This is a genomic window from Actinomadura macrotermitis, from assembly GCF_009604375.1.
GTDB classification, from domain to species: domain Bacteria; phylum Actinomycetota; class Actinomycetes; order Streptosporangiales; family Streptosporangiaceae; genus Spirillospora; species Spirillospora macrotermitis.
On the sequence record NZ_WEGH01000003.1, the window covers coordinates 763,267 to 790,051 of the forward strand.

The 26,785-nt window shown below is 73.1% G+C and carries 24 protein-coding genes; 11 read left to right on the plus strand and 13 right to left on the minus strand.

All coding sequences use genetic code 11. The features are described from left to right. Positions 1-179 precede the first annotated feature (179 nt). Positions 180-1,022, plus strand: a complete 843-nt coding sequence (locus ACRB68_RS24835; protein WP_153536372.1) for a class I SAM-dependent methyltransferase — start codon at positions 180-182, stop codon at positions 1,020-1,022. Positions 1,023-1,076: 54 nt separating this feature from the next. Here the strand turns inward: ACRB68_RS24835 and ACRB68_RS24840 are convergent, their stop codons facing one another. Both ACRB68_RS24840 and ACRB68_RS24845 read right to left on the minus strand, forming a co-directional pair. After that, complete coding sequence (locus ACRB68_RS24840; RefSeq protein WP_235959875.1) at positions 1,077-2,099, minus strand: SRPBCC family protein; 1,023 nt, start codon at positions 2,097-2,099, stop codon at positions 1,077-1,079. Between the two features lie 49 nt (positions 2,100-2,148). After that, on the minus strand, positions 2,149-3,024 hold the full coding sequence (locus ACRB68_RS24845; RefSeq protein WP_153536374.1) for an SRPBCC family protein: 876 nt from the start codon (positions 3,022-3,024) through the stop codon (positions 2,149-2,151). A 382-nt stretch (positions 3,025-3,406) separates the two neighbouring features. On the opposite strand from ACRB68_RS24845, the gene ACRB68_RS24850 reads away from it, so the two are divergent. From ACRB68_RS24850 to ACRB68_RS24865, 4 genes are read left to right on the plus strand one after another with little or no spacing between them, the layout of a single operon-like run. Further along, positions 3,407-4,657 carry an extracellular solute-binding protein gene (locus ACRB68_RS24850; protein WP_153536376.1) on the plus strand — a complete coding sequence of 417 codons (1,251 nt, stop codon included), beginning with the start codon at positions 3,407-3,409 and terminating at the stop codon, positions 4,655-4,657. A gap of 7 nt (positions 4,658-4,664) precedes the next feature. Beyond that, positions 4,665-5,627, plus strand: coding sequence for a carbohydrate ABC transporter permease (locus tag ACRB68_RS24855; protein ID WP_153536378.1), 963 nt, complete (start codon positions 4,665-4,667; stop codon positions 5,625-5,627). Further along, positions 5,624-6,442 carry a carbohydrate ABC transporter permease gene (locus ACRB68_RS24860; RefSeq protein ID WP_153536380.1) on the plus strand — a complete coding sequence of 273 codons (819 nt, stop codon included), beginning with the start codon at positions 5,624-5,626 and terminating at the stop codon, positions 6,440-6,442. Before ACRB68_RS24855 ends, ACRB68_RS24860 begins: the two co-directional genes overlap by 4 nt. Then, positions 6,439-6,630, plus strand: a complete 192-nt coding sequence (locus ACRB68_RS24865; RefSeq protein ID WP_153536382.1) for a hypothetical protein — start codon at positions 6,439-6,441, stop codon at positions 6,628-6,630. The genes ACRB68_RS24860 and ACRB68_RS24865 overlap by 4 nt, the downstream gene beginning before the upstream one ends. On the opposite strand, the gene ACRB68_RS24870 is transcribed toward ACRB68_RS24865, so the two are convergent. After that, a complete protein-coding gene (locus ACRB68_RS24870; RefSeq protein ID WP_153536384.1) occupies positions 6,584-7,693 on the minus strand; it encodes a low temperature requirement protein A in 1,110 nt (369 codons plus the stop codon). The two genes, ACRB68_RS24865 and ACRB68_RS24870, sit on opposite strands and share 47 nt — an antisense overlap. A 181-nt stretch (positions 7,694-7,874) precedes the next feature. On the opposite strand from ACRB68_RS24870, the gene ACRB68_RS42870 reads away from it, so the two are divergent. From ACRB68_RS42870 to ACRB68_RS24895, 4 genes are all read left to right on the plus strand, one after another. Beyond that, positions 7,875-8,042 carry a DUF3073 family protein gene (locus ACRB68_RS42870; protein WP_407924307.1) on the plus strand — a complete coding sequence of 56 codons (168 nt, stop codon included), beginning with the start codon at positions 7,875-7,877 and terminating at the stop codon, positions 8,040-8,042. Between the two features lie 89 nt (positions 8,043-8,131). Then, a complete protein-coding gene (locus ACRB68_RS24880; RefSeq protein WP_328594734.1) occupies positions 8,132-8,503 on the plus strand; it encodes an ArsR/SmtB family transcription factor in 372 nt (123 codons plus the stop codon). Between the two features lie 766 nt (positions 8,504-9,269). After that, positions 9,270-9,842, plus strand: a complete 573-nt coding sequence (locus ACRB68_RS24890; RefSeq protein ID WP_153536388.1) for a TIGR03086 family metal-binding protein — start codon at positions 9,270-9,272, stop codon at positions 9,840-9,842. 574 nt (positions 9,843-10,416) lie between these two features. Continuing rightward, positions 10,417-11,256, plus strand: a complete 840-nt coding sequence (locus tag ACRB68_RS24895) for an NAD(P)H-binding protein (protein WP_153536390.1) — start codon at positions 10,417-10,419, stop codon at positions 11,254-11,256. Between the two features lie 35 nt (positions 11,257-11,291). On the opposite strand, the gene ACRB68_RS24900 is transcribed toward ACRB68_RS24895, so the two are convergent. Next, entirely contained in the window at positions 11,292-13,175 is a 1,884-nt protein-coding gene (locus ACRB68_RS24900; protein WP_153536392.1) for an ABC transporter ATP-binding protein, read from the minus strand. A 167-nt stretch (positions 13,176-13,342) separates the two neighbouring features. Here ACRB68_RS24900 and ACRB68_RS24905 point away from each other — a divergent pair, with 167 nt between their 5' ends. Further along, the gene (locus tag ACRB68_RS24905) at positions 13,343-14,497 is read left to right on the plus strand and encodes an aminotransferase class V-fold PLP-dependent enzyme (protein WP_153537761.1); all 1,155 of its coding nucleotides are present in this window, start codon (positions 13,343-13,345) and stop codon (positions 14,495-14,497) included. A gap of 10 nt (positions 14,498-14,507) precedes the next feature. Here the strand turns inward: ACRB68_RS24905 and ACRB68_RS24910 are convergent, their stop codons facing one another. From ACRB68_RS24910 to ACRB68_RS24920, 3 genes are all read right to left on the minus strand, one after another. Then, positions 14,508-15,521: an LCP family protein gene (locus ACRB68_RS24910; protein ID WP_153536394.1), complete on the minus strand. Its 1,014-nt coding sequence runs from the start codon at positions 15,519-15,521 to the stop codon at positions 14,508-14,510. 2 nt (positions 15,522-15,523) lie between these two features. Beyond that, positions 15,524-16,111, minus strand: coding sequence for an RNA polymerase sigma factor (locus ACRB68_RS24915; RefSeq protein ID WP_153536397.1), 588 nt, complete (start codon positions 16,109-16,111; stop codon positions 15,524-15,526). Between the two features lie 2,469 nt (positions 16,112-18,580). Further along, the gene (locus ACRB68_RS24920; RefSeq protein ID WP_153536399.1) at positions 18,581-18,823 is read right to left on the minus strand and encodes a hypothetical protein; all 243 of its coding nucleotides are present in this window, start codon (positions 18,821-18,823) and stop codon (positions 18,581-18,583) included. Positions 18,824-19,342: 519 nt separating this feature from the next. Here ACRB68_RS24920 and ACRB68_RS24925 point away from each other — a divergent pair. Further along, positions 19,343-20,737 (plus strand): D-alanyl-D-alanine carboxypeptidase family protein, encoded by a 1,395-nt coding sequence (locus ACRB68_RS24925; RefSeq protein ID WP_328594735.1) that lies wholly within the window; start codon positions 19,343-19,345, stop codon positions 20,735-20,737. Here the strand turns inward: ACRB68_RS24925 and ACRB68_RS24930 are convergent. From ACRB68_RS24930 to ACRB68_RS24955, 6 genes are all read right to left on the minus strand, one after another. After that, positions 20,723-22,096 (minus strand): pyridoxal phosphate-dependent decarboxylase family protein, encoded by a 1,374-nt coding sequence (locus ACRB68_RS24930; RefSeq protein WP_153536401.1) that lies wholly within the window; start codon positions 22,094-22,096, stop codon positions 20,723-20,725. The two genes, ACRB68_RS24925 and ACRB68_RS24930, sit on opposite strands and share 15 nt — an antisense overlap. Then, positions 22,086-23,378, minus strand: coding sequence for an MFS transporter (locus ACRB68_RS24935; protein WP_328594736.1), 1,293 nt, complete (start codon positions 23,376-23,378; stop codon positions 22,086-22,088). The genes ACRB68_RS24930 and ACRB68_RS24935 overlap by 11 nt, the downstream gene beginning before the upstream one ends. Then, entirely contained in the window at positions 23,369-23,956 is a 588-nt protein-coding gene (locus ACRB68_RS24940) for a TetR/AcrR family transcriptional regulator (RefSeq protein ID WP_153536403.1), read from the minus strand. Before ACRB68_RS24940 ends, ACRB68_RS24935 begins: the two co-directional genes overlap by 10 nt. A gap of 32 nt (positions 23,957-23,988) precedes the next feature. After that, positions 23,989-25,263: a PucR family transcriptional regulator gene (locus tag ACRB68_RS24945; RefSeq protein ID WP_153536405.1), complete on the minus strand. Its 1,275-nt coding sequence runs from the start codon at positions 25,261-25,263 to the stop codon at positions 23,989-23,991. A gap of 204 nt (positions 25,264-25,467) precedes the next feature. Next, positions 25,468-26,097, minus strand: coding sequence for a LysE family translocator (locus tag ACRB68_RS24950; protein ID WP_328594737.1), 630 nt, complete (start codon positions 26,095-26,097; stop codon positions 25,468-25,470). A gap of 66 nt (positions 26,098-26,163) precedes the next feature. Next, a complete protein-coding gene (locus tag ACRB68_RS24955; RefSeq protein WP_235959876.1) occupies positions 26,164-26,772 on the minus strand; it encodes a TetR/AcrR family transcriptional regulator in 609 nt (202 codons plus the stop codon). Between the last annotated feature and the right edge of the window lie 13 nt (positions 26,773-26,785).

The following is a 26,785-nucleotide window of genomic DNA, read 5'->3' on the forward strand; positions in this document are numbered from 1 at the left end:
CGTCTGGCCGGTTTCGCGGCCACCCTAGCGCCCCGCGCCGGGCGTCGCCTATGAAACGGGTTGCCCGGTGTGCACCGGACCGTCCCGCAGCGGCACCCTGACGACACCGGAATGCTCTGGTTATTCATAATTTATATCCGGCTGATATGGTCACGGGAAAGGTTTGTACTTTCCCTTTCATGGATATCGGAAAGCCCAGCCGGACCGCCCTGGCCACGGCCGCGGCCCGCGCCGCCCACCTGGTCGTGGACCACTCCCCCCACCTGCTGCGCGACACCGTCGCGGCCCCGCTGCTCGGCGGCCTGGCCGAGGAGATCATCGGCTACCACCGTGCGCACGGCGACCATCTCCTGCTCGCTGGAACGCGCGCGTTGACGACCGCCCGCGCGCATTACACCGAGCGGCGGGTCGCCGAATCGGGCGCGAGCCAGTACGTCATCCTCGGCGCGGGCCTGGACACGTTCGCCTACCGCTGCGACGGCGGCGTGCGCGTCTTCGAGGTCGACCACCCCGCCACGCAGGAGTGGAAGCGCACGCTCCTCGCCGCGGCCGGGCTCTCCCCGCGTGGGGAGGTCGTGCACGTTCCCGTCGACTTCGAGGCGGACGACCCGTGGCGGGCGCTCGCCGCAGCGGGCCTCGACCCGCACCGCCCGGCCCTGGTGAGCTGGCTCGGCGTCAGCGTCTACCTGACGTCCGAGGCGATCGGCGCGACGCTGGCCGGGCTCGCCGCCCTGGCGGAGGGCAGCGAGCTGGTCATGGAGTACCTGCTGCCGCCCGCGCTGCGGGACGCCGCCGGTGACGCCTACGCCGCGCACGCGGCGCAGGCCGTCGCCGAGCGCGGCGAGCCCTACCTCACCTTCCTCACGCCCGGGGAGACGGAGCGGCTGCTGGCGGGCCACGGCCTGACGGTGGTCGAGGACGTCGGGCTCCGGGACGCGGTCCCCGCCGCCTGCTGGCAGCGGGACGACGCCCTGCGCCCGTTCGAGTTCGCCCGCCTGGTGCGCGCCACGCTGCGGCGCTGACGACGGGTGGCGTGGTCCCCGCCGCGCGGGGCGGCGGGGGCTACGCGCCGCAGGTCAGCGGGCCTCCTCGTACTCCTCGGCGGGCTTCTCCTCGTACTCGTCGTACTCCTCGTCCCGCCCGGACTTCTTGTCCTCTTCCTCCGCGATGGCGTCCTCGTGGGTCTTGACGACCTCGCTGTCGCGGATCTCCCCGCGCCATCCCTCCAGCTCGTCGGCGCGCAGGATCGTCTGGGTCATCACGTGCCGGCGGAAGTGCTTGAGTTCCAGCCGGACGCGGCGGCCCTGCGCGCGCCACAGGTTGCCGGTCCGCTCGAACAGGCCCTGCGGGTGGTACTCCAGGATCACCAGGACCCGGGTCAGGTTCGGCGCGAGGCTGTGGAAGCTGACGGTGCCGTCGACGTGGCCCTTCGGCGCCTTGGAGCGCCAGGTGACGTGGTCGTCGGGCACCTGCTCGACGATCGTGGCCTCCCACGTCCGGTTCGACCAGAAGATCTTGGCCTTCCAGTTCAGCTTCTCGTCCGCGGCCTGGTCGACGCTGACGACCTTCTTCATGAAGCCCGGGAACTCCTGGAACTGCGTGAACTGGTCGTAGACGACCCGGCGCGGCGCGCCGATGTCGATCTCCTCGACGATGTTGGTGACCTTCTGCTTCTTGCCGCCACCGCCACCGCCCTTCTTGCCGTCGCGCTTGAACAGCCGGCTGAAGAAGCCCGGCTTCTGCTCGCCCTCGTCCGCGTCGTCGTCCTCGGCGCGGGGCTCGTCCTCGTACTCCTCGTCCTCTTCTTCCAGGTCGGCCTGGTCGGCGGACTCGTCATCGGCGCGCCGCGTCTTGGCGTCCTCGTCCTCGCGGGCGGCGTTCCGCTTGCCCATCCGGTTGACGGCCTGGTTGGCGGCGACGGCGGCGCCCGCGCCGAGGAGCAGCCCGCCGGCGGTGCCGGTGGCCTTGCCGCCCGGCAGGCTCTTGGGGAGCGGCAGGTTGCTCAGGACCTTGGCGATCCCCTTCTTGCGCCGGCCGATCGGCAGCCGTTTCACGGCCTTTCCGACCGGCAGCTTCTGTGCGATCCCTCCACGTGCCATGTGCGTTCCTCCGCCTGTGTCGATGTCCGGGGGGTGGTGCGGGCCGGTCTCAGCCGGCCCGCGCGGCCGACTTCGGCCTCTGCTTGCGTTCCTGCGCGACGGCGTCCTCGTGGGACCTGACGACCTGGCTGTCGCGGATCTCTCCGCGCCATCCCTCCAGCTCCTCGGGGTGCAGGAGGGTGCGGGTCATGACGTGCCGCCGGAAGTGCTTGAGTTCCAGCCGGACGCGGCGGCCCTGCGCGCGCCACAGGTTGCCGGTCCGCTCGAACAGCCCTTGCGCGTGGTACTCCAGCACCACGAGCACGCGGGTCAGGTTCGGTGCCAGGCTGTGGAAGCTGACGGTGCCGTCGACGTGGCCCTTCGGCGCCTTGGAGCGCCAGGTGATGTGATCGTCGGGCACCTGCTCGACGATCGTGGCCTCCCACGTCCGGTTCGACCAGAAGATCTTCGCCTTCCAGTTCAGCTTCTCGTCGCCGGCCTGGTCGACGCTGACGACCTTCTTCATGAAGCCCGGGAACTGCTGGAACTGCGTGAACTGGTCGTACACCAGCCGCCGGGGCGCGCCGATGTCGATCTCCTCGACGATGTTGGTGACCTTCTGCTTCTTACCGCCACCGAAGATCTTCTTGAGGGTCTCCTTCAGCAGCGTCCACCCGAAGCCGAGCAGCGCCCGCACCGGGGACTTCCCCTCGGCGAGCGCGCGGACGCCGGCCAGCGCGGCCTTCGGCAGCGGGCCGCCGTGCTCGGCCTTGGCCGTCAGCGTGCGCGCCGCCTGGTCGAGCCTGTTCTGGACGCGGGTGGTGACAGCGTCCATCAGGCGGCGGCCGGGGCGCAGGCGCCTCAGCCCGGCCCGGGCCGACCGGGAGGCCGCGTAAGCCGCGGCCGTCGCGCCCGCGCCGAGCGCGATCCCGCTACGGAAGTTCATGGTCTCGCCACCTCCCCGTCGGCTGGGGTACGTGCGGCGATTACCCGCCCAAAATCGGGCGAAACAAGCAGCAGCGAGCAGCGCCGCCGCCGGTCCGGCCCGCGCGGCGGACCGGACCGCGCTTGCGGGGCCCGACCGGACCAGTCCAGCGTGTGACCCGGACCACAGACGCCTCCGATAACAGTTAAGACTCTTGCGGAAACAGGCCCTTGAACTGGTACGGACCACCTCTTATCTTTCCAGGACAGCGCGCGTTTGTGCTCAATCTGTGCACGAATCGCGCATGTTCGGTCATGACCGCACCGAGGGCGCGCTCGCCGCGAGCACGCCGCACCCCCACAACGGACGCGCGCGGGCGCGCCCGCGAGTCGAAGGCGGACACATGAAACGGCACCTCACCGGCGTCATCGCCGCAGGTCTGACCGTGGCGCTCGGCGTGAGCGCGTGCGGCAAGGGCAGCTCGTCGAGCGACGGCGACGGCGGCGGCAAGACCATCAAGTTCGTCGCCGCGATCTACGACGACAACACCCAGGGCTACTGGGACCAGCTCATCAAGGACTTCGAGGCCAAGAACCCCGGCTACAAGGTCCAGCTGGAGATGGTCGACTGGACCGTGATGGACGGCAAGGTCAAGACCTACGTGCAGACCAAGCAGGTCCCCGACGTCCTCAACTACAACTCCTTCTCCGACTACGCCCGCGACGGCCTCATCTACAAGGCCTCCGAGGTCGTCTCGCCGGAGGTGCTGGGCGACTTCACCCCGACCTTCGTCGAGCAGGCCAAGTACCAGGGCGAGCAGTACGCGCTGCCGTTCATCTCCAGCGCGCGGCTGCTGTTCTACAACAAGGACCTGTTCAAGAAGGCCGGCATCACCGACGCGCCGAAGACCTGGGACGAGGTGAAGGCCGACGCGCAGAAGATCAAGGGCAGCGGCGCGATCGGCTACGGCCTGCCGCTCGGGCCCGAGGAGGCGCAGGCGGAGTTCTACTCCTGGGCGATGAACAACGGCGGCGGCTGGGTCGACGCGTCCGGCAAGTGGGCGATCAACCAGCAGGCCAACGTCGACACGCTGAACTACCTGCGCGACCTCACCAAGTCCGGCCTCACCCAGCCCAACCCCGAGACCACCGACCGCAAGAAGGTCTTCAACCAGTTCGCGCAGGGCCGGATCGGCATGGCGATCGGCGGCCCGTTCACCCGCGCCGGGTTCATCGACAAGGTGAACAAGGATCTGCAGTACGGGATCGCGCCGCTGCCGAGCAAGAGCGGCAGCGAGCACAACACGCTCGGCGTGATGGACGTTCTGGCCGCGTTCAAGAAGGACGGCGGCAAGAACAAGGAGGCCGTGAAGAAGTTCCTCGACTTCTACTACCAGAAGGAGAACACGGCCAAGTTCCTGAAGCTGGAGAACTTCCTGCCGGTCACCAAGTCGGCCGGTGACGCGCTCAGCGCCGACCCGTACTTCAAGCAGTTCGTGGACGCGCTGCCGGCCTCGAAGTTCGCGCCGACCACCAACCCGGCGTGGACCGCGGTGGCCGGGGCCGTCAAGCAGGACCTCGGCTCGGCGGTCGCGGGCCAGGAGCCGAAGAAGGTGCTGGACAAGATCCAGCAGACGGCCGAGAAGAGCGGCTGAGTTGGCCATGTCCGAAGCCGGGACGCAGGGCGCGGAGGCGGCGGCCGCCTCCGCGCCCCGTCCGGGAACCGCGCCCCGCCCGGGACCCGCGCGGCGGCTCGGGCGGGCGCTCGCGCCGCTGCTGTGGCTCGGCCCGTCGATCGCGCTGATCGGCCTGGTCGTGCTCTGGCCGGTGGTGGAGATGGTCCGCACCTCGCTGCTGCGGATCAGCTCGTCGGGCGCCACGCTCGGCTCGGCGGGCGCGGGCAAGTACACCGACCTGTTCGCCGACGAGGACTTCTGGCCGGTCGTGCTGCGCACGCTGGGGTGGGTCGCGGGCGTGGTGGTGGTGACGGTGCTGCTGTCGCTCGCGCTCGGCCAGCTGCTGAACGCCCGCTTCCCCGGGCGGCGCGTGGTGCGCTGGGCGGTGATCGTGCCGTGGGCGGCGTCGGTGCTGATGACGTCGCTGATCTGGCGCTGGATGCTGGACAACGACTCGGGCCTGGTCAACCGGGTGCTGCTGGACCTCGGCGTGCTGGACGAGCCCGTCAACTGGCTGGCGCACCCCACGCAGGCGATGCTGTGGATGATGTGGGTCGCGGTGTTCGTGTCGCTGCCGTTCACCTCGTTCGTCATCCTGGCCGGGCTGCAGACCGTCCCCGGTGAGGTCTACGAGGCGGCCCGGGTCGACGGCGCGGGCACCCTGCGCACCTACTTCACGATCACGCTGCCGCTGCTGCGGCCGGCCGTGCTGATCGCCTCCATCATCAACATCATCAACGTGTTCAACTCGTTCCCGATCATCTGGGCGATGACCGGCGGCGGCCCCGGGCACGCCACCGACACCACCACCACGTTCATGTACAAGCTCGCCTTCGCGGACCAGGACGTGGGCATGTCGGCCGCGATGGCCGTGGTGAACTTCGCGCTGATCCTGGTGCTGGTGCTGCTGTACCTGCGCGCCTCGCGCTGGCGGGAGGAGACCCGATGAGGCCCCGCACGATCGTCCTCACCGGCGTCGGCTGGCTGGTCGCGCTGATCTTCCTGATGCCCTACGCGCAGATGCTGCTGACGGCGCTGAAGCCCGAGCCGGAGCTGACCCGCTCCCCCGGCGGGTACGTCCCGCAGCACTGGAAGTTCGGCAACTTCGTCGACGTGTGGTCGCAGTCCGACATCTGGCAGAGCATCCAGGTCTCGCTGATCGTCTCGGCGGTGGCGACGCTGGTGACGCTGGTGTGCGCGCTGCCCGCGGCGTACTACACCGCCCGCAACCGGTTCCGCGGGCGCGGCGCGTTCCTGCTGCTGGTGCTGGTCACCCAGATGTTCGCGCCGACCGCGCTGGTCGTCGGCATCTTCCGCGAGATGGTCGCGCTGAACCTGACCGACACGCTGCTCGCGCTGATCCTGGTGAACTCGGCGTTCAACCTGCCGTTCTGCGTGTGGATCCTGCACGGCTACTTCGCCTCGATCCCGCGCGAGCTGGAGGAGGCGGCGTTCCTGGACGGCGCGGGCCGGCTCGGCGCGCTCACCCGGGTCACCCTGCCGATCTCCATGCCGGGGGTGGTGACGGCCGTCGTCTACACCTTCATCTCGGCGTGGAACGAGTACATCGTCGCCCTGACGATCTCCTCGTCGCCGAACCGCAAGCCGCTGACGGTCGCGATCCCCTCGTTCGTCACGCTCTACCAGGAGCACTGGCAGTTCCTGTTCGCCACCTCGCTGATCGCGATCGTGCCGGTGGTGATCCTGTTCGTGTTCATCGAGCGGTACCTGGTCGGCGGGCTCACGGCGGGATCGGTGAAGTGACGGTCGTCGCGCTGGACGTCGGCGGCGACCCGGACGCCGCGCGGGTGCGGGACGAGGCGCTGGACGCCCTCGCCGACGCGCTCGCCGCGGCGCTCGGGCCGCTCGCCGCCGTGCACGGCGCGGCGGTGCCGGCGCGCGGCGTCACAGGCCGCCCCGCCGGCGCACCACCGCGAACTCCACCGCGTTGAGCGCGACGGCGACGGCGGCGACGAGCACCAGCGCCGCGAGGGCCGGGACCAGCGGCGCCGCCGGCAGCAGCGCGAGGACGACGAGCCCGGCGGCGACCCGCGTCCACGACATCTTGCGGAACATCCGCCAGCGCGTGTAGCCGAACGTCGTCAGGTAGAGGGCGCAGCCGCCGAACAGCAGCCCGGCGGTGCCGGGGTGCAGGTGGTCGCCGGGGTGGCCGACCACCTCGGCGAGGCCGCCCGCCAGCGCGACGACGCCGGCGATGAACGCCAAATGGCCGTACGACAGGACCTGCCGGACGATGTCGGTCTGCACCTCCGCGGTCTCCAGCGCGTGCCGGACCGCGTCCGCGGCGAAGTGATAGTAGACCCACCACAGGGCGCAGACCAGGACGAACGAGGCGGCGACCGCGCCGAGCACGTCCGCGCCGAGCCGGTCCGCGGACGCGGCGGCCGCGCCGGTCGCCACGACCGACTCGCCGAGCGCGATCAGCAGGAACAGGCCGAACCGCTCGGGCATGTGGTCGGCGTCGAAGCGCAGCCCCGTCAGCCGCGACCGCAGCAGCCGCGGCGTGAGCAGGTCGACGGCGGCGGCGAGGGCCCACAGGCCCGTCCGCAGGCCGCCGTCCGCCAGGCCGCCGGCGACCAGCAGCGGGCCGCTCACGACGATGGCGACGCTGAACGGGCTGAGCGCCATCCGGCCGCCCCGGAAGATCAGCACGGCCAGCAGCAGGCGGGCCGCGTAGTACGACGCCCCGAACAGCAGCCCCCGCTCCGCGTAGGCGAGCGGGGTGGCCAGCGCCATGAACAGCGCGCACAGCCCGACGCCGAAGATCCCGATCCGGTCGAGGGGGTTGTCGACGTCGCGGGTGTCGGCGTGCACCGACATGCCGACCCACGCCCAGTAGACCGGCACGAACACCACCAGGGCGCGGCCGGCCCCGGCCCAGGAGTGGTCGTGGTGCAGCAGGGCCGACACCTGGGTGACGGCGAAGACGAAGACCAGGTCGAAGAACAACTCCGCCCAGGTGACGCGTTTCGGTTGGGTCCGGGCATCGTCCATGAACTGTCCTCAGGGGTCCGCGTGGTCGCAGCCGCACCCTAGGGCAGATCGGCGCGCCGCAGCAGGGCGCCCGCCCGCCGCGGGCATGAGGACTTGAAGAATCCTTCAATTGTGTATGCTGCAATCATCTGATGGCAGGGAGAGGTGCCGGGCGCGGCGCGTCCGGTCGAGGGGGTCAGCCGTGGGGCGAGGACGGGCCAAGGCCAAGCAGACGAAGATCGCCCGCCAGGTGAAGTACGGCAACGCGGGCGCCGATTTCGAGCGGCTGCGCCGGGAGCTGGGCGCCGCCGCGCGCCCGTCCGGCGAGACCGCCGACCGCGCCGACGAGAGCGGCGACCGGGCCGAGTAGCGGCCCGGGGCTGAGCCGCGTCCGCCGGGCGGTGAGGTTCGCAAGGACGGCCGGGCCGCACCCCGGCCGCGGGGTGGGGGGTTGAGCGGGTGCCGGTACCGCTGCATCAGGCCAAGGCCGAGCTGTTCAAGACGCTCGGCCACCCGGTGCGCGTCCGGGTGCTGGAGCTGCTGGGCCGGGGGCCGATGCCGGTCCGCGACCTGCTGGCGGCCATCGAGGTGGAGCCGTCGAACCTGTCCCAGCAGCTGGCGGTGCTGCGCCGGGCCGGCATCGTGGACGCCCGCCGGCAGGGCGCCACGGTGACCTACGAGCTGGCCGGCGCCGACGTCTCGGAACTGATGCTCGCGGCCCGGCGCATCCTCACCGACCTGCCGGCCGGCCAGGGCGAGCTCCTGGCCGAACTGCAGTCCTCCGACCGCATGCGCCAGCCCGCCGGCCGCACCGCCGGCAAGCCCGGCTGAGCACCCCCGCCGCTAGCTGGGGCCGGCCCGCCATCCCGATGGCGACGCGCCAAGCCGCACACCGATCAGCGTCCTGGCTCGCGACCGTTCCGGGCCGGCGACGTTGGCGATGACGCCGCGCGGCCGTGCGAGCAACCCCAGAGGGACCACACCGACCGAAACCGGCACCGATCCCCTACCGCCGCGCCCGCGCCGAACGAACCGCCGCCTCTCTAGTTGAGGGGGGCGACCCTGCCGCGCCCAGGGCCGCGGGCCAGAAGAGGGGCGGGCGGCGCAGAGGTGCAGGAGCCGGTCGACGAGGTTGTCGGTGTAGCCAGAGGTGCGGGCGTCCATGCCGAGCAGGACGCGGATGTACATCGGGGCCAGGATGTCCAGGCTCGCGGACGGGCGCTCTCCCCACCCATGAGCAGCGACTCCAGCGTGCCCCAACGGCGGTGGCCGCCGGTATCGGCCACCCCGGCGCGGGCCGCGATCTCACCGACAGTGAAGCCACCGTAGCCGCGTTCGGAGACCAGGCCGGTGACCGCCCTGGTGCACTGCGGCGCGGTCATGGGCGCTGCGGCCCCCAGGACGCCGGGCCGGCTTCTGCTCCGGCACGCCGTCCAGCTTAACGCAGCCCGCACTTGCGTTTATTGAAGCCAGTGATCTACGCTGCCGTAACGCAGCCAAGAACTGCGTTAGGAGTTCCGGCCACGTCGGCGACCGGCTCGACGACAGGCCGGCCGCGTTCCCGCCCGACCACGATGCAGACCCCCTGGAGGCCACGATGACCGCTTCGGTGATCGACCAGATCGATGACGCCCTCGACATGACCGGCGCCATCGTCGCGACCATCACCGGCGACCGGCTGGCGGCCCCCACGCCGTGCCCCGGCTGGGACGTGCGCACCGAACTGAACCACCTCGTCGGCGGCATGCGCGTCTTCGCCGCCGAACTGACCGGAACCGACCCCGGAGGCGCCCACGAGGACGACTGGCTCGGCCCCGGCCCCCAGGCCGCCTACGCCGCCGCCGCCGAACTCGACCGCGCCGCCTGGCACCGGCCGGACGCCCTGGACACCACCGTCCGCCTGGGCTTCGGCGAGGTCCCCGGGCCGGCGGCCGCGCTCATCCACCTCACCGAGGTCCTCGTGCACGGTGCCGACCTGGCGCTGGCCACCGGTGAGGAGCACCTCATCGCCGAAGAACCCTGCGCCGCTCTGCTCGGCATCATGCGCGGCATGGACTTCGACGCCTTCCGCCGCCCCGGCATGTTCGGCCCCGCCGTCCCCGCCCAGGACGGCGCGCCGCCCCACCGCATGCTGCTGGCCTTCCTGGGCCGCGACCTGAACCGGAACTGACCCCGCCGCCTTCACAGCAAGAGAGCACCCATGGACGCGATCACCACGGGCGCCCCGCCGGCCGTCGCGTCCACTACGAGATCCGCGGGACCGGCCCGCTGCCGCCCATCTCCCAGAGCAGGGAGGGCGACGCCCGCCGCGGCAAGGACCTCGTGCGACACCTTCCGCGGCCCCGCCGCCCCGGACTCGATGGCCGCGTACGCCGACCAGTGCCATACCTCCGATCACTCCGGGCCGCGATGGTGACGCCACCGCTCGCGCTTGTGCGCTGGTGGCGGCCAACGCCGGATGAAGGCCGCGCCGGCGGCACAGCCGCATTGGCGATGGCGGCACCGCCGCTCATATAGGCCGGCGCCGCACCGAGCCCCTGCACCTGCGTGGCCGTGTTGATGGAGGCGCATCGGCGGTCGGCGTCATGACGGTCATGCTCTGCTGCAGTCGTGCCCGTGTGGGCTGCGTCGAGGACGCCGGCGGGGTGCGGGGCCGTGGGGTGACGGAAGCAGGGTACTTGGGTTCGCCCTGTGGAACAGATCATTCCGTTCTGATATGGTGGGGGTGTCGAAAGGGGTTTCCCATGTACCTGGTCATTGGTGCCACCGCTCACTTCGGTCGGCAGACCGTTGACGCCCTGCTGGCCGAGGGCCGGCCCGTCCGGGCGCTGACGCGGACGCCCGAGAAGGCCGGGCTGCCCGCGCAGGTCGAGGTCGTCCGCGGGGATCTCGCCGTGCCCGAGACGCTGCCGGCGGCCCTGGAGGGCGTGACGGCGGTGTTCCTCGTCCTGCCCTACGGCCTGGACCCGGCCGCGTTCCTGCGGGCCGCGCGGGAGGCCGGGGTGGAGCGCGTGGTGTTCCTGTCGTCGGGCGCGGTCGTGGACGGCGCCGAGCGGCAGCCGGACGTCATCGCCGAGTACCACCACGGGGTCGAGCAGGCGATCATCGCGTCGGGGCTGCGGTGGACGTTCCTGCGGCTGTTCTTCCCCGCCATCAACTCGTTGTCGTTCGGGATGCAGCTCGCGAACGGCGATGTGGTGCGCGCGCCGTACGCGGACGCGGCGAGCGCCCCCGTCCACGAGCGGGACGTCGCCGAGGTCGCGGCGGCCGTGCTCACCGGCACCGGGCACGACGGCGCGGTCTACGAGCCGACCGGCCCGGAGTCGCTGACGCAGGCCGAGCAGGTGGCCGTCCTGGGCGCGGCACTGGGCCGCCCGCTGAGCTTCGAGGAGCTCGACCCGGCGCCGGTCCGTGAGCAGATGGGCCGGTTCATGGACCCCGACTTCGTCAACGCGCTGTTCGACCTGATGGCGGCGACGGCCGGCAAGCCCGCCCAGGTCACCACGGTGGTCGAGCGGCTCACCGGCCACCCGGCCCGCTCCTACGCCGAGTGGGCCCGCGACCACGTCGCCGACTTCGCCTGAAAACCGGGAAGGGGGGCGGTGCCCCCCTTCCCGGGTCAGGCGATGGCCTCCGCCGGGGCCGGCTGGGCGAACTGGGTGCGGTGCAGCTCGGTGTAGCGGCCGTTCTCGGCGAGGAGCTGCTCGTGGGTGCCGCGCTCGACGATCCGGCCGTCCTCGACGACCAGGATGAGGTCGGCGGCGCGGATGGTGGACAGGCGGTGCGCGATCACGATGGCGGTGCGGCCGTCCAGGGCCTCCGACAGCGCCTCCTGGACCGCCGCCTCGGAGGTGGAGTCCAGGTGCGCGGTGGCCTCGTCGAGGATCACCACGCGGGGGCGGGCCAGCAGCAGGCGGGCGATGGTGAGGCGCTGGCGCTCGCCGCCCGACAGGCGGTAGCCGCGCTCGCCGACGATCGTGTCGAGGCCGTCGGGCAGGCCCGCGATGAGGGTGTCCAGGCGGGCCCGGCGCAGCACGTCCCAGATGTCGTCCTCGGTGGCCTCGGGGCGGGCCAGCAGGAGGTTCTCGCGGATCGACTCGTGGAACAGGTGGCCGTCCTGGGTGACCATGCCGAGGGTGTCGCGGACGGCCTCGAAGGACAGGTCGCGGACGTCGACGCCGCCGAGCCGGACCGCGCCCGCGTCCACGTCGTACAGGCGCGGCAGCAGCTGCGCGATGGTGGACTTGCCCGCCCCCGACGAGCCGACCAGCGCGACCATCTGGCCGGGTTCGGCGCGGAACGACACCCCGTGCAGGACGTCCACGCCGCCCCGGGTGTCCAGGGTGGCGACCTCCTCCAAAGAGGCCAGGGACACCTTGTCGGCGGACGGGTAGGCGAAGGTGACGTCCTCGAACTCGACCGAGACCGGGCCCTCGGGCGCCGGGCGGGCGTCCGGGCGCTCGGCGACCAGGGGCTTCAGGTCGAGCACCTCGAAGACGCGGTCGAAGCTGACCAGCGCGCTCATCACCTCGACGCGGGCGCTGGCCAGGGCGGTGAGCGGCGCGTAGAGGCGGGTCAGCAGCAGGGCGAGCGCGACGACGGCGCCCGCGTCGAGCTGCCCGCGCAGCGAGAACCAGCCGCCGAGCCCGTAGACCAGCGCGAGGGCGAGGGCCGAGACGACGGTCAGCGCGGTGATGAAGACGTGCTGCACCATCGCGGTGCGCACGCCGATGTCACGGACGCGGCCGGCCCGCGCGGCGAACTCGGCCGACTCGCGGGCGGGCCGCCCGAACAGCTTGACCAGCGTCGCGCCGGGGGCGGAGAAGCGCTCGGTCATCTGGGTGCTCATCGCGGCGTCGTGCGCGGCGGCCTCGCGCTGCAGCGCGGCCAGGCGGCGGCCCATCCGGCGGGCCGGCAGCACGAACACCGGCAGCAGCACCAGCGCCAGCAGCGTCACCTGCCAGGAGATCTTGACCATGACGGCGAAGGTCAGCAGCAGCGTGACCAGGTTGCTGACCACGCCCGACAGGGTGTCGCTGAACGCGCGCTGGGCGCCGATCACGTCGTTGTTGAGGCGGCTGACCAGGGCGCCGGTGCGGGTGCGGGTGAAGAACGCGACCGGCATCCGCTGGACGTGGTCGAACACCGAGGTGCGCAGGTCCAGGATCAGCCCCTCGCCGATGCGGGCCGACAGCCACCGGGTGAGCAGGCCGAGGCCGCCCTCGGCCAGGGCCAGGATCGCGATGAGCACCGCCAGGCCCACCACGGTGCCGGTGCTCGCGTGCCCGACGATCTCGTTGACGACGCGTCCGGCCAGCACCGGCGTGGCGACCGCGAGCACGGCCATCACGACGCTCAGCGCGAGGAAGGCCGCGAGCCGCCGGCGGTGCGGGCGGGCGAAGGCCCCGATGCGCCGCAGCGTGGCGCGGGAGAACGGTTTGGTGCCGTTCTGCGCGTTCATCGCGTGGTGCAGCGACATCCACGCGGTCACTTCCATGTCCATCGTTACCGCCAGTGCTCGGGGATCTCATCGGCCATGCTGTGCCCTCAACATTGGTTGAGGTCAAGCCCGGCGTGAGCGAGGTCACCTCCGGGTCGGACGATCCCAGCGTCGCGCGGGGGTCTGACATTTTCGCGGCAGGAGATGATGATCAGGAAGGGGTGATCGTGATGGATGTCGAGAAGGTCCGGGCGGAGACACCGGGATGCGCCGAGGTCGTCCACCTCAACAACGCCGGCGCCGCGCTGCAGCCGGCTGCGGTGCTGGACGCGGTCGTCGGGCACCTGACGCTGGAGGCGTCGATCGGCGGGTACGAGGCGTACGAGCAGAACGCCGCGGCGATCGGCCGCTTCTACGACGCCGTCGCCGCGCTGCTCGGCGCCGCTCCCGACGAGATCGCCTACGTCGAGAACGCCACCCGCGCCTGGGACATGGCGTTCTACTCGGTGCCGTTCGCGGCCGGCGACCGCATCCTCACCACCGCCAGCGAATACTCCAGCAACGCGATCGCCTACCGGCAGGTCGCGCGCGCGCGGGACGTGCGGGTCGACGTGGTGCCCGACGACGCCCACGGCCAGATCTCCCTGGAGGCGCTCGCCGCCGAACTGGGCCGGGGCGGCGTCCGGCTGGTCTCGCTGAACCACGTCCCGACACAGAACGGCCTGGTCAACCCGGCCGCGGAGGTGGGACGGCTGTGCCGGGAGGCGGGCGCGCTGTTCCTGCTGGACGCCTGCCAGTCGGTCGGGCAGCTCCCGGTGGACGTCGGGGAGATCGGCTGCGACATGCTGTCGGCGACCGGCCGCAAGTTCCTGCGCGGCCCGCGCGGCACCGGCTTCCTGTATGTGCGGCGCGACGTCCTGCGGACGCTGGAGCCGCCGTTCCTGGACCTGCAGGCGGCGGACTGGCAGGCCCCGGACGCCTACGAGATGCGCGACGACGCACGGCGCTTCGAGACCTGGGAGCGTTTCGTGGCCGGGCAGATCGGACTGGGCGTCGCCGTCGACTACGCGACGGCACTCGGGCTGCGGGCGATCGAGGAGCGGGTGACGTCGCTGGCGGCGCGGCTGCGGGCGGACCTGGCCGAGCGGCCCGGCGTGACCGTCCTGGACCGGGGCGAGCGGATGTCGGGGATCGTCACGTTCACCGTGGCCGGGCGCGACCCCGGCGAGATCAAGCTCGCGCTGCGGGAGCGGGACGTCAACGTCAGCGTGACCACGCCCCGGCAGCACGGCTACGACCTGGACGCGGCCCCGGCCGCCGTCCGGGCCTCGGTGCACTACTACAACACCGAGGCCGAACTGGAGCGGCTGGTCACGGCCCTGTAGTGCCGCGCGCTCACCTGAACCGGGCGAAGACCTCGGCGGCCTCGGGCGTCAGGGCGAGCCGGTTCGGGTCCTTCGGCGACGGCCCGCACGGGACGGTGCTGTAGTCGACCTCGCCCGGGTCGGTGTGCTCCAGGCTGCGGGCGAGGTCCTGGTACTCGGTGAGGCCGAGGCGCGGCACCGCGTCGATCGACCGGGCCGCCACCCGCGCGAACGCGGCGACGCCCGCCGGGTCCTTGAACACCTGGCCGCGCGCCCGGCGCGACAGCGCCGCCAGGAACCGCTGCTGGCGCTTGACCCGGTCCAGGTCGGAGCCGTCGCCCAGGCCGTGCCGGGCGCGCACGTAGGCGAGCGCGACCTTGCCCTTGACGAAGTGCCGGCCCGCGGAGAGGCGCAGCCCCGACTTCGAGTCGTTGACGCTCTGCGGCAGGGTGACCTCCACACCGCCGAGCGCGTCCACCATGTCCTTGAAGCCACCGAAGTCGATCGTGAGGGTCTGGTCGATGCGGATGCCGGTGACGCTCTCCACGGTCTTGATGGCGCACTGCACCCCGCCCAGGGTGTAGGCGGAGTTGAGCAGGGCGGAGGCGCGGGCCGGGATGACCTGGCCGCCCTTCTTGCAGGCCGGGATCGGCACCATCAGGTCGCGGGGCAGGCTCACCACCTTGGCGTTCCTGCGGTCGGCGGGCAGGTGGACCAGCAGCATCGTGTCCGTGCGGGGCGCGCCGAAGCCCCGCTTGTCCGAACCGAGCACCAGGAGGTTGAGGGTCCGGTGCGCCGTCTTCCCGATCTTCTGCGTGCCGGCCGGGGCGCGCTCGGAGCCGCGCAGCAGGACCGTCGGGACGAGGATGAGCGCGGCGGTGACCACGGCGACGACGCCGAGGAGCGTCCAGCCGCCGGGCCGCCGGAGCGCCCCGCGCCGCCCCGAGGCGGCGTCCGCGAGCCGCTGCCGCTGCCGGACCAGGGACGCGGGCGGCTCGTGCTCCAGGTCGCGGCCGAGGTCGCGGAGCATCTTCAGGTCGTCCATGGCTACGCCTCCTCGCTCATCGGGTCGACTTCGCCGAGCGCCGCCCGCACCTTGCGCCGGGCCCGGTTGAGACGGGACCGGACCGTCCCGACCGGAATGCCGAGCGCCTGCGCGACCTCGGCGTAGGACAGGTCGCCCCAGGCGACCAGCAGCAGGACGTCGCGGTCGCGGCGGGGCAGCGCGGCCAGCGCCTCGGCCAGCAGCGGGCGCGACGCGGACGCGGTGACCAGGGCCGCGACCTCGTCGGCCGGGCACTCCACCCGCTCCTCGACGGGGCTGCGCCGCAGCGCCCGGTAGCGCGCGGCCTCGCCGCGGTGGTGCCGCGCGACGAGCCTGGTCACGATGCCGAACAGCCAGGGCCGGGCGTCGGCGTGCTCGAGGTCGTAGCGGCGGCGCTTGCTGAAGGCCACCAGGAACGTCTCGCCGACCAGGTCCTCGGCGACCTCGGGGCCGAGCCGGCGGGAGACGTAGCGGTAGAGCATTCCCGAATACCGGTCGAACAGGACGGCGAACGCCTCCGGCTCGGCGAGCGACCGCCGGATGATCTCGGCGTCGGCCGTCGCGGCGCCGAGGGCGGGGGGTGCGGTCATCGCGGACACCATGGCATGCGGACCGGCCTTCCCGTGCGGGGGGACATGACAGGGATGTATCGCCACACCCCCGGATCCGGGTTCACGGTCAGCCCCGCTTTTCTTGATCACCAATACATAACAAAGTGAACTTTCCGGCTAAGCTACGCATCCTTGAAAGGGGTACGGGGGGCTTGTGAGCGACAGACCGCTCCGTGTGCGTGGCAAAGGCACAGAGCCGAGGAGGTCGCCGTGAACGAACCGGATCCGACGGAGCCCGTGGAGCGCGACGCGGACGTCTCCGAAGACGAGGCGAGCCGTGCGGAGACGACGGAGTTCACCGTCCCCGGGCATACCCGCCCGGCGGAGCCCGCGAACCCCTGGTTCACCCCGCGGCAGAAGCCCGCCGAGGTGCCCGACGCGGCGCGGATCGCGCAGGAGAAGACGGTCGAAGTGCCCTGGCCGCCCCGCCGCCCGGCCCCTGCCGGCAAGGCGGAGGCGCCCCAGCCCGAAGACGACACGCCGGAGGAACCCGCCGCGCCGGATCGCGCGCCTGAGGCGCCGTCCGCCGAAGCCGAGCCCGAGGCGCCGCCGACCGAAGACGCCGCGAAGCGCGAGAGTTCCGCCGCCGCGCGCCCGGCCGCGCCCGCACCGCAGCCCGAAGACTCCGCCGCATCCGAAATGCCGGCCTCAGAGGACGAGCCGACGCCGCAGCAGGAAGGCCCGGCAGCCCCTCTTCCCGCCGCGCCGCACCGCGCGCCCGAAGCGGGATTCGCCGAAGACGCCCCCAAGCGCGAGAGCTCTGCCGCCGCGCCGAAGCCCGAAGGCCACGCCGCACCCGAGACACCGCCGGCCGAAGGCGTACCGCAGCGCGAGGAGGCGACGCCTCGGCGTCCCGACGCACCGCGGCGCGCGCAGGCCATGCCCGACACGCCGTTCGCCACGCCCGCACCGAAGCCGGAAGGCTCCACCGCCGCCCCTGAAACTCCGCTGGCTGAGGCCGCGCAGGAACGCCCGGCGCCACCGCGCCCTGACGCGCCGGAGCCCGAGAGCGCCGCTGCGCCCGAGACGCCGCCGGCCGAAGACCCGACGCCCCAGCGACCGGCCGCGCAGCACCGCGCACCAGGCGCGCCCACGCCCGAGGGCACCGCTACGTCTGAAGCACCGCAGCAGGAAGGGCCGGCGTCACCGCGTCCCACCGCGCAACACCGCGCACCGGCTGAAGCTGCGCCGACACCCGAGGGCTACGGCGCCGCGTCTGAAGCGCCGCCTTCCGAGGCTGAGCCGCGGCGTGAAGAGCCGAAGTCCCGGCGCCCCGCCGCGCAGCGTGAGGACTCACGTCCAGGCGTGTCGGGCATACCCGACACGCCATTCGCCACGCCCGCCCCGAAGCCGGAGACGCCGTCGGCGGGACCTGCGCCGCAGCGGGAAGACGCGGCGTCCACCAAGCCCACGCCGCAGCCCGAGGGCTCCGCCGCACCGCAGCGCGAAGATTCAGCACCCCGGCGTCCCGCCGAGCAGCACCAAACGCCCGACGCCCCGTCGGCCGGGCCTGCACCGCAGCCCAGTGCGCCGAGCGCTGGACACGCGCCAGAGCGCGAGGACTCCGCTACACCTGAGACGCAGCCGGCTGAAGCCACACCGCAGCGCGAAGACTCGACGCCCCAGCGGCCCGCCGCGCAACATCAGGTCCCCGACGCGCCCTCGGCTGGGCCCGCGCCACAGCCCAGCACGCAACATCGCGCGCCGAGTGCCGGACCTGCGCCAGAGCGCGAGAGTTCCGCTGCACCTGGAGCACCGTCGGCCGAGGCTGCGCCGCAGCAGGAGAAGCAGCCGCCGCAGCCTGGTGCGCCGAGGTCTGAGGGCTCCGCTACGCCTGAGACACCGCTGACTGAAGCCGCGCCCCAGCGCGAAGACTCGGCACCACGGCGTCCTGCCGCACAGCGCCAAGCGCCCGACGCGCCGACGGCCCAGCCCACGCCACAGCCCGGCGCGCAGCACCGCGCACCTAGCGCGGAACCCGCGCCAGAGCGCGAAGACTCGACGCCCCAGCGGCCCGCCGCGCAACACCGTGCACCCGACGCACCGATGGCCCGGCCTGCACCGCAGCAGGAAGGGCAGCCGCCGCAGCCCGGTGCGCACCGCCATGCGCCGAGGCCCGAGAGCTCCGATACGTCTGAGACGTCGGCAGTTGAAGCCGCGCCGCAACGCGAAGATTCAGCGCCACGGCGTCCCGCCGCGCAGCGTCAAGCGCCCGACGCATCGTCGGCTGGGCCTGCGCCGCAGCAGGAGAAGCAGCCACCGCAGCCCAGCGCACCGGGCGCCGGATCCGCGTCGCAGCGCGAAGTCTCCGCGCCTCAGCGGCCTGCCGCGCAACACCCAGCGCCCAACGCACCCTCGGCTGGGCCTGCACCACAGCAGGAAGGGCCGCCGCAGGTCGGTGCGCAGCACCGCGCACCAGGTGCCGGACCCGCGCCACACCGCGAAGACTCAGCGCCACGGCGTCCCGCCGCGCAGCACCAAGCGCCCGACGCGCCGACGACCCGGCCTGCACCACAGCAGGAAGGGCAACCACAGCCTGGCGCGCAGCACGGCGTACCGGGTGCCGGACCGGCGCCAGAGCGCGAAGACTCCACGCCTCAGCGTCCCGCCGCACAGCACCAAGCGCCCGACGCGCCAGCGGCCAGGCCTGCGGCGCAGCAGGAAGGGCAGCCGCAGACCGGTGTGCAGCACCGCACACCGGGGGTTGGGGCTGCGCCAGAGCGCGAAGACTCGGCGCCACGGCGTCCCGCTGCGCAACACCGTGCGCCCGACGCACCAATGGCTCGGCCCACGCCACAGCAGGAAGAGCAGTCTCCACAGCCCGGCGCGCAGCACCGCACGCCGGGTGCCGGGCCCGCGCCGCAGCGCGAAGACTCCATGCCCCAGCGGCCCGCTGCGCAACACCGTGCGCCCGACGCACCGATGGCTCGGCCTACGCCACAGCAGGAAGAGCAGCCCCCACAGCCTGGCGCGCAGCACCGCACGCCGGGCGCTGGGCCCGCGCCGCAGCGTGAAGGCTCGCCGTCTCAGTGGCCCGGCGCGCAGCACCGTGCGCCCGACGCGCCGCCGGCTGGGCCCGCGGCTCCGTGGCCTGGCGCGGCGTCGGCTGGGGTCGCACCGCAGCGTGAGGACCTGGCCGGGTGGGAGGCTCCGCCTGCGCCTCAGTGGGACGACTCCCTCTCGCGGACGCGGGAGGACATCCGGCCCAACGTGGAGGGCTGGCAGCAGCAGGGCGGCACGCGGGATTCGGGGGCCTGGTCCGCCACGCCGGCCGCTGAGAACGACGGCCGGTTCCCCATGGAGCTGCGGCTGCCCGCCTCCGAGGTTCCCTCCACCAAGTCGTCCGGGCAGTGGGCGGTGCCGTGGTCGGAACAGCAGCAGCAGGCGGCGGCCGAGGAGCCTGAGCCGAAAAAGAAGAAGCGGCTGTGGCTCGTCGTCGGCCTGGTCGTGCTCCTGCTCGTCGCCGGCGGGGTCACCGGGCAGCTGGTGCGGCCCGTTCCCGAGCCGGAGCTGAAGCTGACCCTGCCGGCCACCAGCCACACCTTCGCGGGGACGGCGCCGCAGCTGCCCTGGTCGGGGCAGGGGCAGGCCAGCGTCTACGTGGACGGGCTCGGCACCATGGGCTCCTCCGGCGGGGGCTCCCCGACGCCGACGGCGAGCGTCGCCAAGGTGATGACGGCCTATGTGTTCCTGAAGAACCACCCGCTCAAGCCGGGTGAGGCCGGGCCCGAGCGCGCCGTCTCGGCGCAGGGCGTGGCGGAGCTGCCCGCGCGGCGCAAGCGCGGCGAGTCCATGCTCGGCATCACGGCGGGGCAGCGGCTCAGCGAGCGCAAGGCGCTGGAGGCCCTGATGATCATCTCGGCGAACGACGTGGCGCACGAGCTGGCCCGCTGGGACTCGGGCGCCGACCAGGCGTTCGTGCGGAAGATGAACGAGGCCGCCAAGGCGCTCGGCATGAACGACACGACCTACACCGACCCGAGCGGCTACGACGCCGGGACGGTCAGCACCGCGGCCGACCAGGTCAAGCTGCTGACGGCGGCCATGAAGGTGCCCGCCTTCGCGGAGGTCGTCGGCAACCGCGCCTACGTCCCGGCCGACGGCGGCCCGGCGCGGCCCGGCGGGAACATCCTGCTCGGCCGGCTCGGCGTCGTCGGCGGCAAGACCGGCTACACCGACAAGGCGGGCGGCAACTACGTGTTCGCGGCCCGCAAGAAGGTCGGCGGGGTGTCCACGATGATCGTCGGCGCGGTGATGGGGCAGCGGTCGCCGAGCGCGGTCGGCGCGATCAGCGTCGCGCAGCGGCTGGTGCAGGCCGCCGAGGGCGCGCTGACGTCGGTGACGCTGGCCCCGGCCGGGGGCAGGGTCGCGCAGGTCGACGACGGGCTCGGCGGGCACACGCCGCTGAAGACCGACGTCCCGGTGAACGTGATCGGCTGGCCCGGCATGACCGTGCCGATCGGCGTGGCGGGCGACCCGCCGCACACGGGTGCGGCGGGCGACCGGGTCGGCGCCGTCACGGTGGGCGCCGGGAAGATCCCGCTGGTGCTGGAGAGCAAGCTGGACGAGCCGTCGCCCGTCCAGCGGCTGCTACGCCTTTCCTGAGTACAGGGCCGACAGGAACCGGATCAGCAGGGCCTCGCGGGTCTCGGGCGGCAGCCCGTCCAAGATGGTGTTGACCACGGCCATCCCGGTGGCCGTGGTCGATTCCAGCAGGGCGGCGAAGTCGGCGTCGGTGAGGGCCGCCAGGTCCACGCCGTCCAGCAGGCCGGGCGGGACCGGCCCGGCGGCGCGGGCCGCCTCGGCCGATTCGGCGAGGACGGCGAGCAGGTCGCCGGCCGCGGAGACGCCGGTCAGCGTGAAGTGCAGGTTCGCCGGGATGCCCTGGTAGGCGAGCTGGGGCTGGAAGAACCAGCCGCGGGCGCGGGCCTGGTCGGCGAGGACGAACACGTCCAGCGCCGGGTCGTCGGAGGCGACCGCGACGAGCGGCGCGACGGGCTCGCCCAGCACCCGCAGCCCCGGGATCGCGGCGACGCCCGCGACCAGGCGGTCTGCGGCGGCCTTGGCCTCGGTGGCGAGGGCGCGGTAGCCGTCGTCGCCGAGCGCCATCATGGTCGCCCAGGCGGCGCCGAGCGGGCCCGCGCTCCGGCTGCTCTGCACGCCCGCGTTGATGACGGTGTAGCCGGGCCAGGAGGCGGACGCGAAGTAGGCGTGCCGCCGCAGGTCCTCGGAAGCGAACAGGACGACCGAGGCGCCCTTCGGCGCGTACCCGTACTTGTGCAGGTCGCACGAGAGGGAGGTGACGCCGGGCACCGACAGGTCGAACGGGGGGACGTCCGGCAGCCACGGCAGCACCCAGCCGCCGACGCAGGCGTCCACGTGGCAGAGGACGCCGCGGGCGCGGGCGAGCGCGGCGATCTCGGCCACCGGGTCCAGCACGCCGTGCGGGTAGGACGGCGCGGACGCGACGAGCAGCACGGTGCGCGGGGTGATCGCGGCGGCCATGGCGGGCACGTCGGCGCGCAGGTCGGGCCCGACGGGGACCGCGGCGATGTCCATGCCCAGGTAGTGCGCGGCCTTGTGGAACGCCGGGTGCGCGGTGGCCGGCACGACGAGCTGGGCGCGCCCGTCGACGGGGCGGGCGTCGCGGGCCGCCTTCACCGCCAGCATGATCGATTCGGTGCCGCCGCTGGTGAAGATCCCCGTGCCGCCGCCGAGCCGGTCCGCGACGGCGCCGACGACCTGCCGCTCCAGCGCGACGATGCTGGGGAACGCCGTCGGGTCCAGGCAGTTGACCTCCAGCATCTCCTGGTAGGCGCGGGCGGCGCCGTCGTGGATCGCGGCGCGGCCGGTGTCGTAGACGTAGGCGGTGACCTTGCCGCCGCGCACCGGCAGGTCGTTCTCGCGCAGCGCGGCGAGTTCGGCGAGCAGGTCGGGGACGGGGCGTCCGATCTCAGGCAGCATGGTTTTCCTTCAGGCGTCGGTAGGCCAGCAGCATCGGGACGCCGGCCAGCAGCAGCAGGGCGGGGACGAAGGTGAATCCGGCGGTGAGGCCGGTCAGGGCCGAATCAGGCTGGCGGACGGGGTGCTCGAAGTCCGCCGAGCGGAATCCGGTGGCGGCCAGGAGCAGTGCGAAAAGCCCGGGGCCGAGGGCGAGCGCGCCGGTTTCGGCGGCCGTCCACAGTCCGGTGAACGCGCCCGCCTGGGCGTGGCCGGTGCGGCCCGTGTCCGCGTGCACGGTCTCGGGCAGGAGAGAGAGCGGCAGCAGTTGCACGGCGGCGTAGCAGACCCCGATGAGGGCGGTCAGGGCCAGGACGAAGGGCGTGCCGGCGCTGACCGCTGGATACAGCAGGGCCGCGATGGCGGCGAACAGGACGACGGCGAAGAGATAACAGGTCTCCTGGCCGTACCGGCGGCCGAGCCTGCGCCACATCGGCACGGCGAGCGCGCTCGGCGCCACCATGCACACGAACATGGCGGAGGTGAGCCCGTAGCCGTCCAGCCGGTAGGTCGCGATGTAGGGGGCGCCCGCCAGCATGACCGCGACCGCGAGCGACTGCGTGGTGAACGCCCCGAGCAGCGCGAAGAACGGCCGGTTGCCGCGGGCGGTGCGCAGCGCGGCGGCGAGGCCGAGCGGGCGCGGGCCGGGGCGGGAGGGGATCCAGCGGGTGGCCAGCGCGGCGGCCAGGGTCGCGGCGAGCAGCAGGGCCCCGACGACGGCGCCCATCAGGGCGTACCCGCCGCGCCCGCCGCCGGCCGCGTCCACCAGCGCCGGCGCGAGCCCGCCCGCGAGCAGGATGCCGAGGGTGAGGCAGACGACCCGCCAGGCCATCGCGCGCGACCGCTGGTCGGGCAGTTCGGAGATCTCGGCGGGCAGCGCGACGTAGGGCACCTGGAAGCAGGCGAAGGCGGTCGCGGCCAGCAGGAACGCCGCGCCGGTCAGCAGCGGCGAGGGCAGCGCGAACATGGCCGCGAACAGCACCGGCAGCGCGAGCGCGCCGGTCAGCAGGAGGCGGGTGCGGCGGCCGGTGCGCACCGCCTCGCGGTCGCTGGCCGCGCCGACGACGGGGTTCAGCACCACGTCCCACGCCTTCGGCAGCACCAGGACGGCCCCGGCGAGCGCGGCCGGGGCGCCGAGCACGTCGGTCAGGTAGTAGAGCAGCAGCAGGCCCGGGACGGCCGAGAAGACGCCGGTGCCGACCGAGCCGATGCCGTAGCCGAGCAGCCGCGCCCTGGTCAGATGCACAGCAGCCGGCCGATGAGCTGGTGCAGGTGGGCGCGGAAGCGGGCGGTCTCGGCGTCGTCGGCGAGGGAGCGGCGGGCGCCGGCGGCGTCCAGGACGCCGCCCTGCCCGAACCCGTGGGTGCACCACACGACCGTCATGACGGCGTACCCGGCGTCCACGCCGGGCGGGGCGACCGCGCGCACCGTCCCGGCGATCCGGTCCAGCAGCGGGCGGGCGTAGCGCTCCTCCAGGCCGGCGATGTCGGCGGCGTCCGACAGCCAGCGGTGCATCCAGAGCGCGGGGATCTCCGGGTGCGCCGCGCAGAAGTCGACGTAGCGGTCGAGCAGCCGGTGCACGCCGGCCGCGTCGGGGGTGAACTCGGCGACGGCGGCCTCGACCGCGTCCCGCTCGGCCTGGTGGGCACGTTCCATGACGGCCAGGTACAGCTCGCGCTTGCCGCCGGCGTGGTAGGCGACGGTGGCGATGTTGAGGCCGGCCGCCTCGGCGATCTGGCGGGTGGAGGTGCCGTCGTAGCCGTGCGCGGCGAACAGCCGGGTGGCTGCGGCCAGCACGCGGTCCCGGCCGGGGGCGGTGGTCATCCCCCGACGCTAGGGCCTCGGCGCGCTCTCGGTCAATCGTTTGATGGAGAGCCGCGGCGGGAGCCGTCCAGCGGGATCACCTCGGCGGGCCGGCCCCCCGCGGCGGCGTCGGGCGCGCTCAGCCACACCGTCAGCACCATCTCCATCTCCAGCCGCGACTCCGGCTCGTAGAGGCGGTCGCCGAACAGCTCCTCCAGCTGGTGCAGGCGGTAGCGGACGGTCTGCGGGTGCACGTGCAGCCGGGCCGCGACCTCGGTGGCGTTGAAGCCGTTCTGCAGGCAGGCCAGCAGCGTGCGCATGAGCCGCTCGCGGTGCCGGGGGCGGATGGCGCGCAGCGGCGCGAGCCGCAGGTCGGCGACGGCCCGCACCAGTTCCTCGTCCTTGAACACCACCAGCGTCGGCATGTGGTCGGCGCAGCGGATCAGGGTGTCGGACGGCAGGATGCCGCGGCGGGCGAGCGGCAGCGCCTCGCGGGCCCAGCGCAGCGACTTGGCGGCGTCCTCGGTGCGCACGGTCGGCCCCATCGCGGCGACCCAGTTGCGCAGCGCGCCCTCCAGCAGCCGGCGCCGGCCCGGCCCGTCGGGGTCGGGGACGATCAGGCACGGCTCGCGGCGGTTCACGTCGGCCAGCACGTCGGGCGGCAGCACGGGGTGGGAGAACGGCTCGTGCCCGCGCTCGTACAGGACGACGGCGGCGACGGTGCGCGGCACCCGCCACTGCGCGAGCCGGGCCAGGTCGGCGACGGCCTGCGGGGCGGCGGACGGTTCGGCGAGCATCATGTCCAGCAGCCGGCGGCGGCGGTGCTCCAGCTCGCCGGCCTCCTGCTCGCGGGCCTTGGTGTAGCCCTCGGTGGCGGCCCGCGCGATCTCGTCCAGGAACGCGAAGATGGCCTCGGCGATGCTGGCGAGGGTGCGCCGGGAGATGTTGTAGTTCTCCGACTCGGCGGCCAGGCGCCGCCAGGCGACCCGGGCGCCGAGCCGCAGCGAGGTCTGCAGCACGTCCAGGCTGCGGCCCTCGCGCGCCTCGGCCCAGCCGATCTCGCGGTAGACGGCGGCGACCGGGTCCCAGGAGCACTCGGGGTCGACGATGAGGTCGACGAACTGGTTCAGCGCGCCCTCCACCGCCAGCCGCACCAGCCGGGCGTACTCCTCGTCCTGCGGCCGGGCGTACTCGGGGACGCCGGCCAGGATCTCCTCGATCATCTCCTCGGCCAGCGTGTCCAGGTGCGGCCGGAAAAGCTCGGAGACCTCCCCGGGCACACCGGCCCACGGCTTCAGGGGCGAACGCTCCTCGATCGACGCGGTCATCGCGCAAGCACCTCCCGCCCCCTTGGGGTGGTTCATGGGGCTCAACGGAAGTTACCGGCGGGTGACCTAGAACACTGCTGACTCGATGAGGCAATCGGCGCCCGTTGTTATCACCCGTTTGACAAGGAAGCCGGAGGGGAGTCGGGAGCGGCCGTCCAGGTCCAACGCTAGGGAAGCGGAGCGGGGTCGGTCAACCGCGGCCGGTCAGGCGCGGCGGGCGCCCGGGGCGGCGAGGACGGCGACCGCGCCGAGGCCGATGTAGATGAGCCCGGTGGCGTAGCCCTGGCGGCGCCGGAAGGCGGGGCGGGCCCGCATCCAGCCGCCGATCGAGCCGGCCGCGAGCGCGTAGACGGTGTCGCTGACCAGCCCGATCAGGGCGGTGACCAGGCCCAGCACCACGATCTGCAGCGGCACCGCGCCCGCCTCCTGGTCGACGAACTGCGGCAGGAACGCCAGGAAGAACAGCACGACCTTGGGGTTCAGCACGTTGATCAGCACGCCGTCCAGGTAGACGCGCGGCAGCGGCCTGGGCTTCAGCACCACCTCGTCGTGGCCGCCGCCGTTGCGGAACGCCTTGTAGGCCAGGTACAGCAGGTAGGCGGCGCCCGCGTAGCGCAGCGCGTTGAAGGCGGCGGCGGACGCGGCGATCAGCGCCGACAGCCCGGCCGCGGCGGCGGCGATGTGCACCAGCGTGCCGGTCTCGATGCCGAACGCCGAGACGATGCCGGCGCGGCGGCCCTCGCCGATGCTGCGGGTGATGATGTAGAGGTGGTTCGGGCCGGGGATGGCGACCAGCGTCAGCGCGGCCAGCAGGAAAAGAAGCGGGTTGGTCACACCGTGACCTTATTGCCGCGTTCGTCCGGTCCCCAGGGCCAATCGGCGGCCGGTGGAACGGACCATTCAGGCGGTGGCGGCCGCCAGCGCCCCGGCGAGGACGAGCCGGCCCGAGGTGCGCACCATGCCCGCGACCTCCTCGGCCGGGCGGCCGAGCGAGGTCAGGCTGACCAGCGCGGCCAGCAGGATGTGGCCGAGCACGATCTCGACGTCGTCGCGCTCGGGCACCGGGTCGCCGATCGCCGCCGACAGCCGGTCCCGCACGAACAGGAACAGCACCGTGCGGGCGGCCTCGACGCTGGAGTCGTCGGAGGTCACCGCCTGGATGATGGCCGAGGTCAGGGTGAGCTCGGCCGCCGCGACGTGCACGATGCGCTCCAGCAGCGCGGTCAGCCGCTCGGTCGGGGTGTCGCCGACGGCGAGCGCGTCGATGTCGGCGGTGATCCGCTGCGCCCAGGTCGCGGCGACCTCGGTGAGCAGGTGGTCCTTGGTGGCGAAGTAGCGGTAGACGGTGGCGCGCGCGACGCCGGCGCGGTCGGCGACGTCGTGCATGGTGACCGCCGGGTAGCCGCCTTCCAGGGCGAGCACGCGGGCGGCCTCGATCAGCCGTTCCCGGCGGGCCTGCTGCTCTTTGCTCAGCGTCCGCGTGACGGTGATGCGCATGTCGCCGCTCAACGGGCCTCCTCTG

Bases quoted from the DNA above. Each gene is read 5' to 3' on its own strand.
- ACRB68_RS24835 (WP_153536372.1), top strand. From the start codon at position 180: ATGGATATCGGAAAGCCCAGCCGGACCGCCCTGGCCACGGCCGCGGCC.
- ACRB68_RS24840 (WP_235959875.1), bottom strand. From the start codon at position 2,099: ATGGCACGTGGAGGGATCGCACAGAAGCTGCCGGTCGGAAAGGCCGTG.
- ACRB68_RS24845 (WP_153536374.1), bottom strand. From the start codon at position 3,024: ATGAACTTCCGTAGCGGGATCGCGCTCGGCGCGGGCGCGACGGCCGCG.
- ACRB68_RS24850 (WP_153536376.1), top strand. From the start codon at position 3,407: ATGAAACGGCACCTCACCGGCGTCATCGCCGCAGGTCTGACCGTGGCG.
- ACRB68_RS24855 (WP_153536378.1), top strand. From the start codon at position 4,665: ATGTCCGAAGCCGGGACGCAGGGCGCGGAGGCGGCGGCCGCCTCCGCG.
- ACRB68_RS24860 (WP_153536380.1), top strand. From the start codon at position 5,624: ATGAGGCCCCGCACGATCGTCCTCACCGGCGTCGGCTGGCTGGTCGCG.
- ACRB68_RS24870 (WP_153536384.1), bottom strand. From the start codon at position 7,693: ATGGACGATGCCCGGACCCAACCGAAACGCGTCACCTGGGCGGAGTTG.
- ACRB68_RS24890 (WP_153536388.1), top strand. From the start codon at position 9,270: ATGACCGCTTCGGTGATCGACCAGATCGATGACGCCCTCGACATGACC.
- ACRB68_RS24895 (WP_153536390.1), top strand. From the start codon at position 10,417: ATGTACCTGGTCATTGGTGCCACCGCTCACTTCGGTCGGCAGACCGTT.
- ACRB68_RS24900 (WP_153536392.1), bottom strand. From the start codon at position 13,175: ATGGACATGGAAGTGACCGCGTGGATGTCGCTGCACCACGCGATGAAC.
- ACRB68_RS24905 (WP_153537761.1), top strand. From the start codon at position 13,343: ATGGATGTCGAGAAGGTCCGGGCGGAGACACCGGGATGCGCCGAGGTC.
- ACRB68_RS24910 (WP_153536394.1), bottom strand. From the start codon at position 15,521: ATGGACGACCTGAAGATGCTCCGCGACCTCGGCCGCGACCTGGAGCAC.
- ACRB68_RS24915 (WP_153536397.1), bottom strand. From the start codon at position 16,111: ATGACCGCACCCCCCGCCCTCGGCGCCGCGACGGCCGACGCCGAGATC.
- ACRB68_RS24930 (WP_153536401.1), bottom strand. From the start codon at position 22,096: ATGCTGCCTGAGATCGGACGCCCCGTCCCCGACCTGCTCGCCGAACTC.
- ACRB68_RS24940 (WP_153536403.1), bottom strand. From the start codon at position 23,956: ATGACCACCGCCCCCGGCCGGGACCGCGTGCTGGCCGCAGCCACCCGG.
- ACRB68_RS24945 (WP_153536405.1), bottom strand. From the start codon at position 25,263: ATGACCGCGTCGATCGAGGAGCGTTCGCCCCTGAAGCCGTGGGCCGGT.